At 44.2% G+C, this 14233-nt stretch carries 18 protein-coding genes; 6 read left to right on the forward strand and 12 right to left on the reverse strand.

All coding sequences use genetic code 11. The features are described 5' to 3' along the window. Positions 1 to 32: 32 nt before the first annotated feature. The 3 genes from IEE83_RS17400 (at position 33) to IEE83_RS17410 (ending at position 2226) form a co-directional block, all read left to right on the forward strand. Entirely contained in the window at positions 33 to 1055 is a 1023-nt protein-coding gene (locus tag IEE83_RS17400; protein ID WP_194121803.1) for an amidohydrolase family protein, read from the forward strand. Beyond that, positions 1052 to 1516 (forward strand): nuclear transport factor 2 family protein, encoded by a 465-nt coding sequence (locus tag IEE83_RS17405; protein WP_194121804.1) that lies wholly within the window; start codon positions 1052 to 1054, stop codon positions 1514 to 1516. The genes IEE83_RS17400 and IEE83_RS17405 overlap by 4 nt, the downstream gene beginning before the upstream one ends. A gap of 215 nt (positions 1517 to 1731) precedes the next feature. After that, complete coding sequence (locus IEE83_RS17410) at positions 1732 to 2226, forward strand: hypothetical protein (RefSeq protein ID WP_194121805.1); 495 nt, start codon at positions 1732 to 1734, stop codon at positions 2224 to 2226. Between the two features lie 656 nt (positions 2227 to 2882). Here IEE83_RS17410 and IEE83_RS17415 read toward each other — a convergent pair. The 8 genes from IEE83_RS17415 to IEE83_RS17450 form a co-directional block, all read right to left on the reverse strand. Then, entirely contained in the window at positions 2883 to 3305 is a 423-nt protein-coding gene (locus IEE83_RS17415) for a DUF3052 domain-containing protein (RefSeq protein ID WP_194121806.1), read from the reverse strand. Positions 3306 to 3402: 97 nt separating this feature from the next. Continuing rightward, positions 3403 to 4470: a serine hydrolase domain-containing protein gene (locus tag IEE83_RS17420; protein WP_194121807.1), complete on the reverse strand. Its 1068-nt coding sequence runs from the start codon at positions 4468 to 4470 to the stop codon at positions 3403 to 3405. Between the two features lie 13 nt (positions 4471 to 4483). Next, on the reverse strand, positions 4484 to 5533 hold the full coding sequence (locus tag IEE83_RS17425) for an alpha/beta hydrolase (RefSeq protein WP_194121808.1): 1050 nt from the start codon (positions 5531 to 5533) through the stop codon (positions 4484 to 4486). Between the two features lie 37 nt (positions 5534 to 5570). Then, on the reverse strand, positions 5571 to 5969 hold the full coding sequence (locus IEE83_RS17430) for a DUF4890 domain-containing protein (RefSeq protein WP_194121809.1): 399 nt from the start codon (positions 5967 to 5969) through the stop codon (positions 5571 to 5573). 54 nt (positions 5970 to 6023) lie between these two features. Next, positions 6024 to 6278: a hypothetical protein gene (locus IEE83_RS17435; RefSeq protein ID WP_194121810.1), complete on the reverse strand. Its 255-nt coding sequence runs from the start codon at positions 6276 to 6278 to the stop codon at positions 6024 to 6026. Positions 6279 to 6334: 56 nt separating this feature from the next. Next, positions 6335 to 7150 carry a sterol desaturase family protein gene (locus IEE83_RS17440; RefSeq protein WP_194121811.1) on the reverse strand — a complete coding sequence of 272 codons (816 nt, stop codon included), beginning with the start codon at positions 7148 to 7150 and terminating at the stop codon, positions 6335 to 6337. Between the two features lie 113 nt (positions 7151 to 7263). Next, positions 7264 to 8040: a LytR/AlgR family response regulator transcription factor gene (locus tag IEE83_RS17445; protein ID WP_194121812.1), complete on the reverse strand. Its 777-nt coding sequence runs from the start codon at positions 8038 to 8040 to the stop codon at positions 7264 to 7266. After that, positions 8037 to 9059 carry a sensor histidine kinase gene (locus IEE83_RS17450; RefSeq protein ID WP_194121813.1) on the reverse strand — a complete coding sequence of 341 codons (1023 nt, stop codon included), beginning with the start codon at positions 9057 to 9059 and terminating at the stop codon, positions 8037 to 8039. Before IEE83_RS17450 ends, IEE83_RS17445 begins: the two co-directional genes overlap by 4 nt. Before the next feature lie 431 nt (positions 9060 to 9490). Here IEE83_RS17450 and IEE83_RS17455 point away from each other — a divergent pair, with 431 nt between their 5' ends. Beyond that, entirely contained in the window at positions 9491 to 9643 is a 153-nt protein-coding gene (locus IEE83_RS17455) for an SDR family NAD(P)-dependent oxidoreductase (RefSeq protein ID WP_228101852.1), read from the forward strand. A 426-nt stretch (positions 9644 to 10069) separates the two neighbouring features. Here IEE83_RS17455 and IEE83_RS17460 read toward each other — a convergent pair whose 3' ends face one another. After that, on the reverse strand, positions 10070 to 10873 hold the full coding sequence (locus tag IEE83_RS17460; RefSeq protein WP_194121814.1) for a helix-turn-helix domain-containing protein: 804 nt from the start codon (positions 10871 to 10873) through the stop codon (positions 10070 to 10072). Positions 10874 to 10899: 26 nt separating this feature from the next. Further along, positions 10900 to 11805 (reverse strand): SDR family NAD(P)-dependent oxidoreductase, encoded by a 906-nt coding sequence (locus tag IEE83_RS17465; protein WP_194121815.1) that lies wholly within the window; start codon positions 11803 to 11805, stop codon positions 10900 to 10902. 25 nt (positions 11806 to 11830) lie between these two features. Between IEE83_RS17465 and IEE83_RS17470 the strand changes: the two genes are divergently transcribed. Both IEE83_RS17470 and IEE83_RS17475 read left to right on the forward strand, forming a co-directional pair. Next, a complete protein-coding gene (locus IEE83_RS17470; protein WP_194121816.1) occupies positions 11831 to 12016 on the forward strand; it encodes a hypothetical protein in 186 nt (61 codons plus the stop codon). Positions 12017 to 12048: 32 nt separating this feature from the next. Continuing rightward, complete coding sequence (locus IEE83_RS17475; protein ID WP_194121817.1) at positions 12049 to 12231, forward strand: NmrA family NAD(P)-binding protein; 183 nt, start codon at positions 12049 to 12051, stop codon at positions 12229 to 12231. A 342-nt stretch (positions 12232 to 12573) separates the two neighbouring features. Here IEE83_RS17475 and IEE83_RS17480 read toward each other — a convergent pair whose 3' ends face one another. Together IEE83_RS17480 and IEE83_RS17485 are read right to left on the reverse strand one after the other, a co-directional pair. Next, positions 12574 to 13386, reverse strand: a complete 813-nt coding sequence (locus IEE83_RS17480; protein ID WP_228101853.1) for a helix-turn-helix domain-containing protein — start codon at positions 13384 to 13386, stop codon at positions 12574 to 12576. A 117-nt stretch (positions 13387 to 13503) separates the two neighbouring features. Further along, the gene (locus tag IEE83_RS17485; RefSeq protein ID WP_194121818.1) at positions 13504 to 14232 is read right to left on the reverse strand and encodes an SDR family NAD(P)-dependent oxidoreductase; all 729 of its coding nucleotides are present in this window, start codon (positions 14230 to 14232) and stop codon (positions 13504 to 13506) included. Position 14233: the final 1 nt, after the last annotated feature.

Raw genomic sequence — 14233 nt, forward strand, 5'->3', positions numbered from 1 at the left:
GCGTGGGTAAGGAACTATAAAAGACCAAAACTATGAAAATTATAGCTTTAGAAGAACACTTTGTACCTGGTCGGGTAAGTGACGCCTGGACGGCAACCGCGGCCCAACAAGACTTCACAGTGTCCTTAAATAGCAATCAATATGCAAGGCAATTGGAAGATCTGGAGGATATCCGCATTCAGGCAATGGATGATGCAGGCATCGATATTCAGGTGCTGTCACTGCCGTCACCCGGTGTTCAGAATTTTGAGCCAGCAGATGCCATATCAGTTGCCAGAGACTTCAATGACATCTTGAAGGGTGCCATTAAAAACCGACCTGATCGCTTCGATGGTTTCGCAACGCTTCCTGCACCTGATCCGGCGGCAGCAGCAAAAGAGCTGCAACGTGCTGTACATGAGCTTGGGCTGAAAGGGGCGCTGCTGAATGGACGTGTCCGTGAGCGCAATATGGATCATCGCGACTTCGATCCGATTTACGAGGCTGCAGAAGCGTTAGCGGCACCGCTTTACCTCCATCCGCAGCTTCCCCCAGCCAAAGTACGTGATGCCTACTATACAGGTATTGGCGACGTAGCGGACATCATGCTTTCTATGGGCGCGATAGGTTGGCATTATGAGACGGGAATCCAGCTCCTGCGGATGGTGCTGGGCGGGGTTTTTGACCGGTATCCTAAACTTCAGGTGATTGTTGGCCACTGGGGCGAAGTGGTACTCTTCTACTTAGATCGCATCGCACAGCTAAACCACGCTGGCCTCAATCTGGAGCGTCCCATAATCGACTATTTCAAACAGAACGTCTATTATACGCCAAGTGGCATTTTCAGCCCGCAGTATTTATCTCGCACGATCGAGATTGTTAGCGTTGATCGGATGATGTTCTCCCAGGACTGGCCATACCAAAGCAGCATTAAGAATGGTGCACGCGCTTTCCTTGAACAAGCAGAACTGTCCGTGGCGGACAAGGAAGCCATTGCGCATGGAAACTGGGACCGGCTGGTTAGCGGTATACAGCGAGGCCCAAACGACGAAACTTTACACTTACAAAAGTCATGAATAGCATTGAAGAAAGACTGAAAATCCTGGAAGACGAGAATCTGATCCGGGCGTTGGCTGCTTCGTTTGCAGATATCTGCACGTCTGGGGATGCGAAACGTTTTACATCGTTATGGACAGAGGATGGCGTTTGGTTGCTATCCGCACCTCTCATTATAGAGAGTAGAGGTCGAGATAGTATTTCAAAGCTCTTTTCGACACTTACAGTAGGCAAGCGTTTCTTTTGTCAGATGCTGCACTCAGGTGTGGTCACGATCTCAGGAAAAACGGCCACTGCGCGCTGGATCCTATCGGAAAGTGCTGGCAGTCACGACGGATCTTGTTATCAAAGCCTGGCAACCTACGATGATCGGCTTGTTTATGAAACGGGAAAGTGGTTGTTCCGGGAGCGATCCTGCACATTTCTAAATATTTCCCACGCCAGCGATCAAAATCTTCTGACAGATAACGAAGGTAATTAATATCGACCTTAGAACATAAATCCGTACATGGAAGTCGTGTACGGATTTACCCCATCTTTTAAATCAGCACAATATTGACGTAGTTTATGTAATTGCCTGGTTTAAATGATCAGGACTTCGCTGACTGGATGCTCTATGCATCAATAAAGGAATCCTCTATACCTATTATAAAAATTACTTAGGTAAACAAACCAATCTCCGTAAATCAAATCTGTATGACTTCAAATATGCCTGAATGGAATGATTTCTATGTAGCCACTGCGGGTGCAGCGGCAGCGCTGACGGGATTAATATTTGTTGGAATTTCCATCAACCTCACACAAATCTTATCATTTCCGCTTCTTATTCTCAAGGCATCAGTAGCTTTAATTTTATTGGTATCCATCTTGATCTTTTCAGTTCTTTTGCTCGTTCCCAACCAAAGACATAACTTAATAGGTTACGAACTTTTAGGATTTGGGTTGCTTGTTTGCGTTATGGTGACCAGGGCTGATCTGAAAATATATCTGAAAGCATTAAAGGAATTTAAACGCGTATATCTTTTTAATTTACTTTTTGATCAACTCGCAATTCTTCCTTATCTCTTAGCAGGACTTTGCCTGTTGTTTTTTCACGATACTGGATTTTATTGGATAGTTCCGGCGATGATTTTATCATTCATTAAAGCTGTTTTTGATGCTTGGGTGTTGCTTATTGAAATTAAAAGATAGCTTATATCTTCCAAGCGGCACCTCCTTCTTTACTACTGATGTAAATGTTGGCTTAAAATCCGATTGTGACTTTCTCCCAATTTTTAGAGACAATTATTTACAGATTTGGATATTAAATGTGCGAATTCGGACATCATTTGCACTATGAGATGCCTTTTGAACCATTAGGAAGCATTTGTGGGCAATGGTATAATAATTTTGCAATTGTTGTCAAAAATAATCTTTTAGAGAGTTCTGCCCATGAAAAATACACTGATTGCTATCATCATTTTGCTTTCTTTCAATGTATATGCACAGGAAGACTTTTATGATCCGAAGAATGAGATTCGCTGAAACGAAAAAGCAGTCTAACTAACCGAACCTTCCAAAACATTTCCCGCGCAAATGGTTGCATTCGGGTTTATGCAAAGGATGTAAGTTTAGTAAATACAGGTCGGGCAGCATAGCCAACCTCGCCGGTTTACCACATAAGGACAATAATTAAACCACCCATCTAATTGATCAGCAAGTAGTTATAGCAAATTGAATTGTTTTTTTCACACCGTATTGAGCTTGAAGGTGATTCCTTACGGGAGAAAAAACACTTGGGTAGTTAAAGGTGAATTAATGGCCTACACCGGATAAGTCCATTACAGTGTTTTGGGGACAATTTTTCCTTATTTTTTGAGTCTATCTTTTACAGGTATTACCAGTTTAAGGCCGGACCAGATTTCGTCTATCGCACAAACTTTGATGTCAACAAGACCATTGCTTAGGGCCAGGGCCCGCACCACATCTTCGGTAATATCAGTCGTAATCTTTGATGCTTTTTTAGGCCATGAGATCCATATCATGCCGTTGGCCTCGATTTCCTCCTTTAATAGGGGCATATCCCTGCGAAGATCATCTGCAAGTTGTGTGAAATAATGAATGAGGTTCTTAGCTGTCGCCCTGTCATCAAATATCTGGATATTGAGGGGCATATCCTCAAACAGATCAAAATAATATGCTGGTGGATTCACCAGGCGTATTACGAATCCTTCCCTGATTCCCAATTTTTTAGCCAATGGCTTTGCCGAGTATCCTGCTGTGTTTATCATTTAATTAAAACTAGCCAATTTGGTATGAAACATACAATTAATTATAATTCTGGATACAAATTCAAGATTGAAGCCATTAGAATACCAATATTCGAAACTATCTAATCTGAGCCTCCACAAGTTTTCTCAGCTCGCCATATTTGGCCTGCCGCCCGTCAGATTTCAGATTAAAGGCCATCAAAAATGCGCAGTATCCCTTGTTGTTATCGACCCAGGGGTAGCTGCCAAAAAGTCCCGGGCTACTCACCGTTCCACTGCCCATAACCCACTCCCCGTAACCATACCCTGAACCTGTTGCTTCCGCAGGTGTATAGGCAACTCTTACATCGGGCGTCACCCTATTTACCTGCATCGCGGCTATACTTTTCTCCGTTAAAATCCTCTTCCCATCAAAGATACCCTTGTTTAAAATCATGGTCAGAAAGTGGATGTAATCTTCGGGTGTGCTCAGCGCCCCGCCTGCGGGCAAGGCTACTACGCCATGTCCAAAATCGGTGTTTTTCATTCCCAGCGGCCCGGCGATCCGCTCGGCAAACAAGGTTTCAAAACGCTTACCGCTAATCTTTTCGAGCACTGCACCGGCAATTTGAAGACCGGTATTGCTGTAACGAAAGACTGTTCCTGAAGGCCCTTCCATGGGGTAGGCTGCGATCTGGCTGATCACCTCATCCATATTATTGGCTTTCCGCTTTGCTGTCAGGTCGTCTTTTAAATCCGGCGAGAGAATCCCGGTCGTATGAGACAGGCAATCCCCGATCGTAATACTGCCTTTTCCGTTTTTGGAAAGTACCGGCAGGAATTTACCGACTGTATCGGTAAGTTGAATTTTGCCGTTATCTACAAATGTCATCACAAGCGCTGCACTCAACCATTTGCTGCAGCTGGCAACGGGTTGTTTTGTCGTTTCGGTATAGTTCCCCAAATCGGGCTCCTCCCCTTTCCGTTCTGACAACAGCCTGACGAGTGCCTGCTGTCTGCCATTCATTTCATTGACCGCATGACTGTAAATGATCTTTCCATCTTTACAGACCACCAGTATCAGCCTCCCACCCATCTCTGCGGCATGGGCATCAAGCCAATGATCTACCTTCAAAAACGGCCGCTGGGCATAGGCACCGCTGATTAAAAGCAGAACCATCATCAATAATACGATCTTTTTCATCATCTTGTTTAAGAGGTTATTCGCAGTGGGCTATTCTTGGATTGTATAACACACTACCGCACCTGAATTGATATTTATCCTGGTTGTATTTGGCCACTGGCGCATCGGTTACTTCCAATGGAGCCATAAATTCGCCCTTATACCCAGGCATAGTGACCTGCTGGGCTGAGCCATTTCCCAGCGCCACATCTTTTCCCGCCGCGTTGTTATTAAAACTGTAATCAATCAGCGCATCCAGCAAACGGTAAACCCCATAATAGTCATAGGCATCGTAGGCGGTACGGGTGTTGGGGAGCGTATGGTCCGTGGCATATTTATAGCCAGCTACGGTTGAGGATTTCAGGTAATAGTAGTCCTTCTCAGCATTGGAAATATTGATGTTCTTAAAGATATCGATGGCCATTCTGTGATCGTTATAAACATCTTCATCATAGACCTGGGTGATCATTTTCGTATTGGCCGGAAAGCTGGCGAGCTGGGCGGGCGTGATCTGATAACTGTACCAGGGTGCCATTGTAAAAACGAAGCGCCCGTCTTTTCCCCAGCCCTTTTCACTGAAAGCTTTATAAGCCAAGCCGATCGAAGCGCCTCCACCGAAGGAGTGTCCCATGAAGCCCACTTTCCGGGTATCGATAATACCGGGAGAATCGGCCGCAGCCTTTGTGAAGCCAGTCCATAAAGTGGTGTAACGGTGGTCTATGCTGCTGTCATTGGTAGCATAGGGAACGAATACAACCACATAACCCTTTTGGGCAATGAACTCGAAGAGCCCCCTGTTATATTCTTTGCTCTCGCCGCCATAAGGATGCGAATAGAAGATCGTCGGCCTGGGTGAGGTGATACCTGATGGGTAAAATACGGTAACATTGGTGCCCGGATATTCGGTGTTGGGAAACTCAATCTCTGATACCGCGTAAGCACCATCGGCACCATATCCTGATGACGGACGGAAAATCGGCCCTGCCAGCTCATCAATGGCTATATCTACCGGAGGCGAATCTGTACTTTTGGAACAACCTGGCAAGATCAAGGCCAGCAGGCACAAGCTGAATAATATCGTCTTCATTTTCTTTTATTGATGATCTATTTCTGGTTTATTCAAATTACCGGTTTTTCCTCTTTTCTTTCAGTTGTGCCTTCATTTCATCTTGGAAAGCCTGGTATTGTTTGAACTGTTCGGTGTTAAGGACCTTTTTCAGCTCTGCCTGTTTCTCTTTTTGCGATGACCTGATCTGTCTGAACTTAGAAAACTTACTGTCGCTACTTTTAATGACCGGCTCATTCTTCAATGCGTATTTCAGATTAATGGCTTTAACTTGGTTTAGCTGTACAGAATCCAGATCAAGCTTATTTTTCATCATTTCCGTTTGGAATTTTGCCCTTTCCTGCGGCGTCCTATCCTGCATTGCGGAAGCGTTCTGTGCCATAACCACCTGACCATACAGCATAAACAACAAGGTAAGTGTCACGGCTATGCCTTTTGTGGGGTTGCTACTTTTCATATTTGTTGGATTTGTTTTTTTTGATGATTGAATACTACTGCTCTTTGGATGGACCTATAAATGCCCGCATCTGGTCAACGGGTGAACGACCGCTACGCGCCTGCGTGCTGCCGGCCGTACAAAGGTGACTGCTGGCCGCAAAACAACAGCTGGCCTTACTATTACGCGTCTTACCGGGCTTACAATAACTGGCCGGGCCGGAGCCACTACTACACGACCCACAGGTCTTCTTACAATGACAGGTGTTTGCGCTTTTGCATTTACAATGCCAGTGGCGAGGAGGCAAATGATTAAAATGACCTTTTTCATACTGTATAATTTAAGATGATATTTATAAGTACGACCGTGTTTTTGCGGCCAGGTTTTCATTTTTCCGGTGAAGCGTCGAATACTGGGGGTGAACAGACCGCATGGCTTTTTGAACTGGCCGGTTTAAACAAATCGATAAAGCCCTGCAAGACCAGCCTGAATGGATTGTGGCTTAAAAAGCCGGTCGTAAGGCCGTAAACCACTTTCTCGGTTTCCGGCTGGTAGGTACCAAATAGCCTGTCCCCGATAATGAGGACACCTCCAAAATTCTTATCAATATAAAGGGGATTACGGCCATGGTGTACGCGGTGTGCCGAGGGTGTATCCATTACCTTTTCAATGCGGCCAAGCCTGCCGACAGCTTCGGTATGCAAAAGGAACTGGTAGGCAAGATTGAGTGCGTAGCAGATCACAATAAAATCAGGCGGCATACCCAATGGTGCTGCCGGAATAAGAAACAAGGGGCTGACAAGCGCTGAGAACCAGTTAAGCCGGTAAGCAGCAGTCAGGTTCATGCGCATCGCCGAGTGATGGACCATATGAAAGGCCCATAAGGGTTTCCAAAGATGTGATATGCGGTGGAACCAATAATAAATAAAATCAGCCGTGATAAAAGTGAGCAGTAAGACCCATCCGTTATGCGGCAGCTTAAATGGAGAATGACCAGAAAAAAAGCCAAGCAGGGCCAACTGATAACCGGCGAACAGGTATTTAAAGAATTGGAAACCTGCAAAGACTGCCAGGCTAGAAAATGTCTCTTTTAAATGATACACGCCTTTGCCTTTTTTCCAGCTCCAGATGATCTCCGCAGAGATAAGTCCCGCTACAAACAATAATAGATAGATCCGGTAAGGTCCGATGTGGTTTTTCATTTCCTGGTTTTTTGTTTTGTACCGGCCAAATGGTTTGATACAAAATTGACCCAAAAGAAGATTTCAGACCCTGGTAAACCCGGTGAAATGGAAAAAACAAGGGGTGAACTGATCTAGCTGTTCATCCATTTTTTAAATTCAGCGGATTTAGCTTTACTGATAATAACATGCTCGTGCGGCTGTGGTTTTATCTTGACAAGTAAACGCCCGTTGAAATAAAATTCGGCCTCGATGACAGCGTTACGATTGAGAATAAACTGGCGGCTTACCCTGAGAAATAATACCGGATCGAGTTGCTGTTCCAACTGTTCCATGGTTGACTCTAACACATATTGTTTGTCATCGGTCGTGCGCAGATGAACCACTTCATTGGCCGTATAGAACCAGGCTATTTTAGCTGTTTCCAATGGGATCAGTTTATCCCGGTAGTGCACCAGGAAGGATTTTTTATAAGACCTGGTCAGGTTGCCAAGTTGTGCCAATAGATCAGCCAGCGCCGGTCCGCCAGGCCTTTCAGCAGCACCCGTCCAGTTTTTATATTTGTCCAGCGCATTTCTGATCTCATCGGGGTCAAATGGTTTGAGAATATAGTCGATCCCGTTGTTCTTGAAGGCCGAGATCGCGTAATCATTGAAAGCAGTCACAAAAATAACCGGCCGGGATATGGCTGTCTGTTTGAAAATATCAAAAGAAAGACCGTCTGCCAGGCGGATATCCATAAAAATCAGGTCATATGAACCAAGATTATCATTGAACCAGGTAACAGCACCGGATACGGAGCTCAGTGTTTTAACTATGGTGAGGTTTTCTCCTGATTCATTTAAAATATGGATCAGGCTGCGGGCCGTTGCGGCTTCGTCTTCTACCACTATAATACGGATAACTGTCATTGTTGTAAAGGGAGTTTCACGATAAAGTGTGTTTCAGACCGGCTGATCTCAATTTCCTGGTGCAACAGGATCCTGAAACGTTCGTTCAGGTTGGCCAGACCCATTCCATTGCTTGCTTCCGGCGTCGGTATTTCCCAAAGGCTGTTACTGAATATAAGTTGGTCGTCCTTTGCCTCAATCGTTACCTGTAATGGCCTTTCCGCTGTGGCGGCATTATGTTTGACTGCATTTTCAAGCAGTGGCTGTAAAGATAAGTGAGGGATTTTAATAGGCAGGTGCGCATCTGCAATATTGATTTTTAGCTCAAATGCATCTTCCAACCGCATGGAAATCAGTTTTGCAAACGATCCGAGCATTGTCAGCTCATTGGAAAGCGTGACCAGATCCGTATGAGATCCTACCAATGCATAACGAAAAACAGCAGACATATCTCGGATGTATTTTTGAGCCTGCTGGGGATTTTCACGCACTACCGCTGAAAGGCTGCTCAGGGAATTGAACAGGAAATGCGGGTTCATCTGCTCTTTTAGTAATTGCAGCTCCGAGGCCAGATAAGCATTTTTCAGTTGCTGGTTTTCGGCTGCCATGCTGCTGGAATTGCGTATCAGCAAAACGATCTTGATGATGATCCCCGTTAATATGGTGCTCAAGCCCAGTCGGAACAATGAGCCCGAGAATACCAGGCGCGTCGATGGCAGATTGGGGAAAAACAAACGGCGTAATACCGCACCGGTCATCAATAAACCAAAGAAAACTAGGATGTTGAAAACAGCGTAAGGTAAATACCGTTCTTTTTCCCGGTACGATGACAGCCATCCTCCCCTGAAGAGGTTAATGGTGAAAAGCAGTCCGCAGAAAGTCAGGCTAAATGCAAACTGGAATAAAAGTTCATAGGGATTAAAATGCCAGTACCGGGCCATAAGCCCATTTTCACGCAAAGCTAAAAGTTTTGGAGAGTTCACCATCAGGGCGATCAGCAGGGAACTGTACCAGCAAATACGTTGCTCATTTTTATCCATCGTTAAACTTACTGAAAATTTAAATTTATAGGGCTGCCTCCAATGTCAGCGAAATAAATCAGGGGGTGAAATGGAGAAGTTCGGAGGTGAGTTAATACCAGATTAAGCGAAACTTTCATCACGGGAACGGAATTTCTTCGGTTTATTAAATTTATACAAATCTGGATCCATGCGGGTTCGTATCAAGTGTCATACTGAAAGTCCCACTCCCCCCGATACCATTGGTTGCAAGGGCAGAACAGTACAACCCGGCTAGCAGACGCCCAACTAACTGACGCAGAAAAAATAAAAAGACGTTGGTACAGAAACATTTTAAGAGACAATAAATCCAGGCTAACCCACTACGCAAAGCTCATTTTTTGCCAAATGACAAATAACTCCATTTTTTATTGAACCAACTTTGAACAATTGATAATTTAAATAATGAAATAATGACAACGACAATTTTAGTAACGGGTGCTTCGGCAGGAATTGGAAAAGCAACAGCACTTTATTTGGTTCAAAACGGCTACAACGTTTACGGAGCAGCACGCAGATTAAAGAAAATGCAGGATTTAAAAACACACAGCGTAAACCCTGCTTGATTCACAATCCAACTGAATTTCCAATCGTTGATTGAGCCGTGTAAGTAAGTGATTTGAGCCGTTTCCGCAGGTAAAATTGAATCTACGACCTTAAAAAATCGGTTAGCTTTTTTTGCATCATCAGTGAGGCATTAACAGGTGCCTCACTTTTTTGTATCGTTTCCTTGCTGGCGCATTAAAATGCCAGGCATCAACCGTAGGTAATTTTAGCACAGCTTGAAGCGCCTTTCGAATGAATGCAGGTAGCGAACAGGGCCTTTTGCAGGTTGGAAAAATAGCATTACACTGCCCGGGCTGCTGCTGATTGAAAATATTTTGTTGAAGTTAAACTAATGCTGAACATTGTTTGTCAAGCCCCGAACCAATGCCCGGCTTTGCAATCAGCTGATGTTTATTTGTCATACCCAACTTGCATAAACCCCCGTGTTAGCGGCTGGTCTTCGTTTTTCGTTCTGTAAGTTCGGTTGGCGTCAGCCCGAATTGTTTTTTGAAAGCGAATGAAAAATGAGGCAGCGCTTCAAAGCCTAAATCAAGATAAATTTCTGCCGGCTTTTTGTCCTTTTTGTCAATAAGGAAATGGGCTTCCTGTAAACGTTTCTTCACAAGCCAATGATTTGGTGAATCGTTAAACTTTTCTTTGAAATCTCTTTTAAAAGCCGACAAACTTCGCCCTGTCAAAAAGGCAAAACGTGCAACACTTACATTGAATTTGAAATTCCGGTTCATAAATTCCTCAATGTTAATTTTTTGAGGAATACCGTAATCAAAAAGCAAGCCTGCTAATCCGGGTTGTTGTTGCAGTAAAATAAGCAATAGTTCTTCACGTTTCACGTCAGCAAAAGCATCTTTGATTTTTGCGTGATGGTAATACGGAAGTAAAGACTGAATAAAATTTGGAAGTAAATCATTCTTGCTTACTGGTATTAGTGTTTCGGCTGATTTAAATTTTGTTGTTTCTGTTTTATACCGCCGCTGAAATTGTTTAAGAAACGCCTCATCAAAAAATACAAACACTTTTTCAAGTTCGTTGTCAACTTTTTCCTTGTTATAGCGTGCCAACCTGTTTTTTCGTGCAATGCAGCAGTCGCCTGATTTTAGTGTTATTTGTTTGTTTCCGTCATAGACATTCATGATTCCTTTTATAACATAAACAAATGTATGCTCTGCAATAAATTGTTCAGGTGAAATTTCTTTCCCGACATAGTGCATATGTGTTGTATTATCTTTCATTTTGCCGTGCCGAATTTACTCATACTTTATTTCACTTTCGCTAATAAGGCTCTTGTTTCACTGACAATCCGGTCCTGAAAATTTGTATCTCTCACCTGCGCTGAACCTTGCATCGGTTGTCCTTTCTCGTCAAAATAAACACCCGTCTTACCCGAAGTGTCCGTCAAAATTCCTGTAATAACTTTTGCCGCTTTTTTAGGTGTGCTGCTGTATTTGGAAAAAGGCGGAAGTATTGCCATCAGATGTCCGAATATGAAACGGACAACGGCATTGGTGCTTTCGCCACCAAGATTTGTTCCCCGGGTTATTCCGGGTTCCACTGCGTTGAAATGTAATCTTGGTGTTTCTCTTGCAAAAGCCATAGCAGAGGCAAGAATGCATTGCTTTGAGGTGGCGTAGGCGTCTATGCCAGGCATTTTAGCTCCGCCTTCTTTCCATTCACCTTTGGCACTTGCCTCAGCAGAAATATAACGACCGCCTTTCATACCCATTGCTTTTGCAGGTTTGCGTTCAGGGTCTTCAATCGCAGAAGCAATAAAGACAACATTTGCACCATCAACAAGATGAGGTGTAAGTGCTTCGGTTAATGCAAATGCCCCGAGATGATTGGTAGCATAAGTCATATCAAAACCTTGCTTACTTTTTGTTGCTTTTGACGGCATAATTCCTGCGTTGTTAAGCAGCCCCGCTATTGAAAGATTAAGTTCAATTATTTGCTGTGCTGCAGCTCTTACACTTGTAATATCTGAAATGTCGCATACTACGGAAACTGCATTTTGTCCATTCTGCTTTATCGTTTTTTCAACTTGTTGAAGCTTTTCTTTATTTCGCCCGACAAGAATAACCGTGCCATTTTTGGCAAGGTCTAATGCTGTTTCATAGCCGATACCGGATGTTGGTCCGGTGATGATGTATGCTTTTTTATTTTCCATTGTCTAAAAATTTTACGCAGCAAAGTTGAACATAAAATTTTCAGCCAGCTTTCTTGAAAAGTCCAAAGTTATTGTCGTGGGAAGTCCAAAAGTCTGGATGTCTGTTTGCAACGTAGGGTCTGCCAGAGCTGCCGCTAACGGGCAAAAAAGTGACAGTAGTTCTGAAATTCGCCTCGGAGCGACTGTGCAGGACGCATCTACCCTTGCTTAAACCATTTGAGGTCAAACAACAAGATACTTAAAATGGAAAAGCCCACTAAAGTATTAATTACCGGCGGCACAGCCAAGAGCGGTGGCTGTGCCATAAACGAACTTATTAAAACGGATCATCCTGTCAGGGCAATGGTGCACAGCATTGATGAACGTTCCGAAGAACTGGAAGCCAAAGGTGTTAAGGTTGTGACGGCGGGTTATTTTATCCTTTAAACGCTGACGGGGCAAAATATGAAGCAACATCTGCATCATAAACTGATCAAGATGGCCGGGGAAAAGCTGTCCACTATCAACCTTACCATCAGTGAGATCGCCAGCCAGCTGGAATTTGAACACCTGCAGTCTTTGAGCAAAATGAAACGAAGACCAGCCTGCCACCGCTCGAATTGAGCCATCCGCTCAACTGAAAGCTGAAAGGCTGCGGTAAGATCGGAATCTTCGACTATTGAAGCATCATTGGTTAAAAAATTTCCGAAGTGATAGCACCAGATCAGCATTTTCTGGCAACGCGCAATGGACTTTGACCGAGTGTCAATCCTGAGCTACCGTGGCTGATCATTCAGAAATAGCCAATTGGCTGGGTGCGATCCCGAACTGTTTTTTAAAAGCGAACGAAAAATGCGACAGGTTTTCAAAACCTACTTCATAGCATACATCCAATGGCTTTTTCCCCTTTTCGGTAAGCTGATAATGCGCCAGCTCCAGCCGTTTTTGTGTTAGCCAACGTTGTGGCGTGGTGCTGAAAGCCTTTTTAAAATCCCGCTTAAAGGTGGTAAGGCTCCTTCCGGTGAGATAGCCAAATTTTTCCATGGGCAGATTGAACATAAAGTTCCTTTCCATGTAGTTCACCAGGTTTATTTTGCCAGGTTCCTCAAAATTGGCAAGCACATCATCAATGTCCTTATCGAGTGTCCTGAGGATGCTGATCGCTTCGGTTATTTTAAGAGAAGCAATGTGCTCTGGTATATCCTTCATATCAAAATAAGGGATGAGTGATGCCAGACAGCTTTCCAGTAGCGGGTGATTGCTGAAGCTGTAAATTTTGGGCGATTGCAAAGGCTTGTGTTTTACATTCTTGCCGCTGTAAAAACTTCTGAGCCTGTCCACCGACAGGTGCATCACTACGGTTTTATGTGGCTGCCCGTCTTTCGGATAGTTAATAATGGTCGCCAGCTGATTTCGCGGGATCAGGAAAATATCGCCTTTCCTGAAAAAGTAAGTGGCATCGGCCTGTACGATCTTGGTTTCACCCGAAAGGAACCATACCAGCATGTGCTGGTCAAACATAATATCAGACTTAAAAAATTTGTCCTCATAGCTCGACAGCTTTATGTCATCGGTAATATACCGTGCCTTGTATTCCATCATTTTATATTTTAAGGAAATCAGTAAACCAAAGATAGCGCATAGTTTACATTTCACTTTGTTGAAAAGGCCATTTTCTGAGAAAGGGAAGAGAACCGTGATTATTCTCCCCCAGAGCGGTTAAACTGATTGCCCGCCATCTACCAAAAAGTTTGCACCTGTTAAAAACGACGCTTCCTCGCTCGCCAGGTATTGGACCATACTGGCCACTTCTTCGGCTTTCCCCATTCTTCCGGCAGGAATACTTTGTACCAACTGATGTTCCAGCGTTTCATCCAGCCCGATCTTATTCATAATTTCTGTGGCCACCGGACCGGGGCTTACAGCATTTACGCGGATTTTCCTGGCTGCAAGTTCCAGCGCCGCTATTTTTACCACCGCATTGATCGCTGATTTACTAGCTGCATAAACAGAAGCGCTTTGCGGGGATATGGTGGCCGATGCCAAGGAGAGCATGATCACGGAAGCTCCCTGGTTGAGTAGCGGAATAAACCGGCTCAGCGTAAAATACGCACCCTTGAAATTGACATTCATTATTTGATCAAACTGGCTTTCTTCAATGTCTTCTATCGTTGAGAATTTGGTGATACCTGCATTGACAAGTAGGGTATCAACCTTGCCAAATTGTTCTTTAACCTGGCGAACAAGATGCTCAATATCCGGTAATTTGCTTTGATCCGCCACCAGCCCGGTTACCCGGAGTTCTGCGGCTGCCTTTTCCACAGCGTCCTTTCTTCTGCCGGTGATGATTACATTTACACCGCTTGCTTTGAGCCTTTTTGCGGTGGCGTAGCCTCTACCGCTGTTACCACCTGTGATGACAGCGACTTTATTATTTAAATCTTTCATT

The organism is Dyadobacter subterraneus (assembly GCF_015221875.1).
Taxonomy (GTDB): domain Bacteria; phylum Bacteroidota; class Bacteroidia; order Cytophagales; family Spirosomataceae; genus Dyadobacter; species Dyadobacter subterraneus.

Excerpts from the sequence above, each read along its gene's own strand:
- IEE83_RS17400 (WP_194121803.1), top strand. The coding sequence starts at position 33 with ATGAAAATTATAGCTTTAGAAGAACACTTTGTACCTGGTCGGGTAAGT.
- IEE83_RS17405 (WP_194121804.1), top strand. The coding sequence starts at position 1,052 with ATGAATAGCATTGAAGAAAGACTGAAAATCCTGGAAGACGAGAATCTG.
- IEE83_RS17410 (WP_194121805.1), top strand. The coding sequence starts at position 1,732 with ATGACTTCAAATATGCCTGAATGGAATGATTTCTATGTAGCCACTGCG.
- IEE83_RS17415 (WP_194121806.1), bottom strand. The coding sequence starts at position 3,305 with ATGATAAACACAGCAGGATACTCGGCAAAGCCATTGGCTAAAAAATTG.
- IEE83_RS17420 (WP_194121807.1), bottom strand. The coding sequence starts at position 4,470 with ATGATGAAAAAGATCGTATTATTGATGATGGTTCTGCTTTTAATCAGC.
- IEE83_RS17425 (WP_194121808.1), bottom strand. The coding sequence starts at position 5,533 with ATGAAGACGATATTATTCAGCTTGTGCCTGCTGGCCTTGATCTTGCCA.
- IEE83_RS17430 (WP_194121809.1), bottom strand. The coding sequence starts at position 5,969 with ATGAAAAGTAGCAACCCCACAAAAGGCATAGCCGTGACACTTACCTTG.
- IEE83_RS17435 (WP_194121810.1), bottom strand. The coding sequence starts at position 6,278 with ATGAAAAAGGTCATTTTAATCATTTGCCTCCTCGCCACTGGCATTGTA.
- IEE83_RS17440 (WP_194121811.1), bottom strand. The coding sequence starts at position 7,150 with ATGAAAAACCACATCGGACCTTACCGGATCTATCTATTATTGTTTGTA.
- IEE83_RS17445 (WP_194121812.1), bottom strand. The coding sequence starts at position 8,040 with ATGACAGTTATCCGTATTATAGTGGTAGAAGACGAAGCCGCAACGGCC.
- IEE83_RS17450 (WP_194121813.1), bottom strand. The coding sequence starts at position 9,059 with ATGGATAAAAATGAGCAACGTATTTGCTGGTACAGTTCCCTGCTGATC.
- IEE83_RS17455 (WP_228101852.1), top strand. The coding sequence starts at position 9,491 with ATGACAACGACAATTTTAGTAACGGGTGCTTCGGCAGGAATTGGAAAA.
- IEE83_RS17460 (WP_194121814.1), bottom strand. The coding sequence starts at position 10,873 with ATGAAAGATAATACAACACATATGCACTATGTCGGGAAAGAAATTTCA.
- IEE83_RS17465 (WP_194121815.1), bottom strand. The coding sequence starts at position 11,805 with ATGGAAAATAAAAAAGCATACATCATCACCGGACCAACATCCGGTATC.
- IEE83_RS17475 (WP_194121817.1), top strand. The coding sequence starts at position 12,049 with ATGGAAAAGCCCACTAAAGTATTAATTACCGGCGGCACAGCCAAGAGC.
- IEE83_RS17480 (WP_228101853.1), bottom strand. The coding sequence starts at position 13,386 with ATGATGGAATACAAGGCACGGTATATTACCGATGACATAAAGCTGTCG.
- IEE83_RS17485 (WP_194121818.1), bottom strand. The coding sequence starts at position 14,232 with ATGAAAGATTTAAATAATAAAGTCGCTGTCATCACAGGTGGTAACAGC.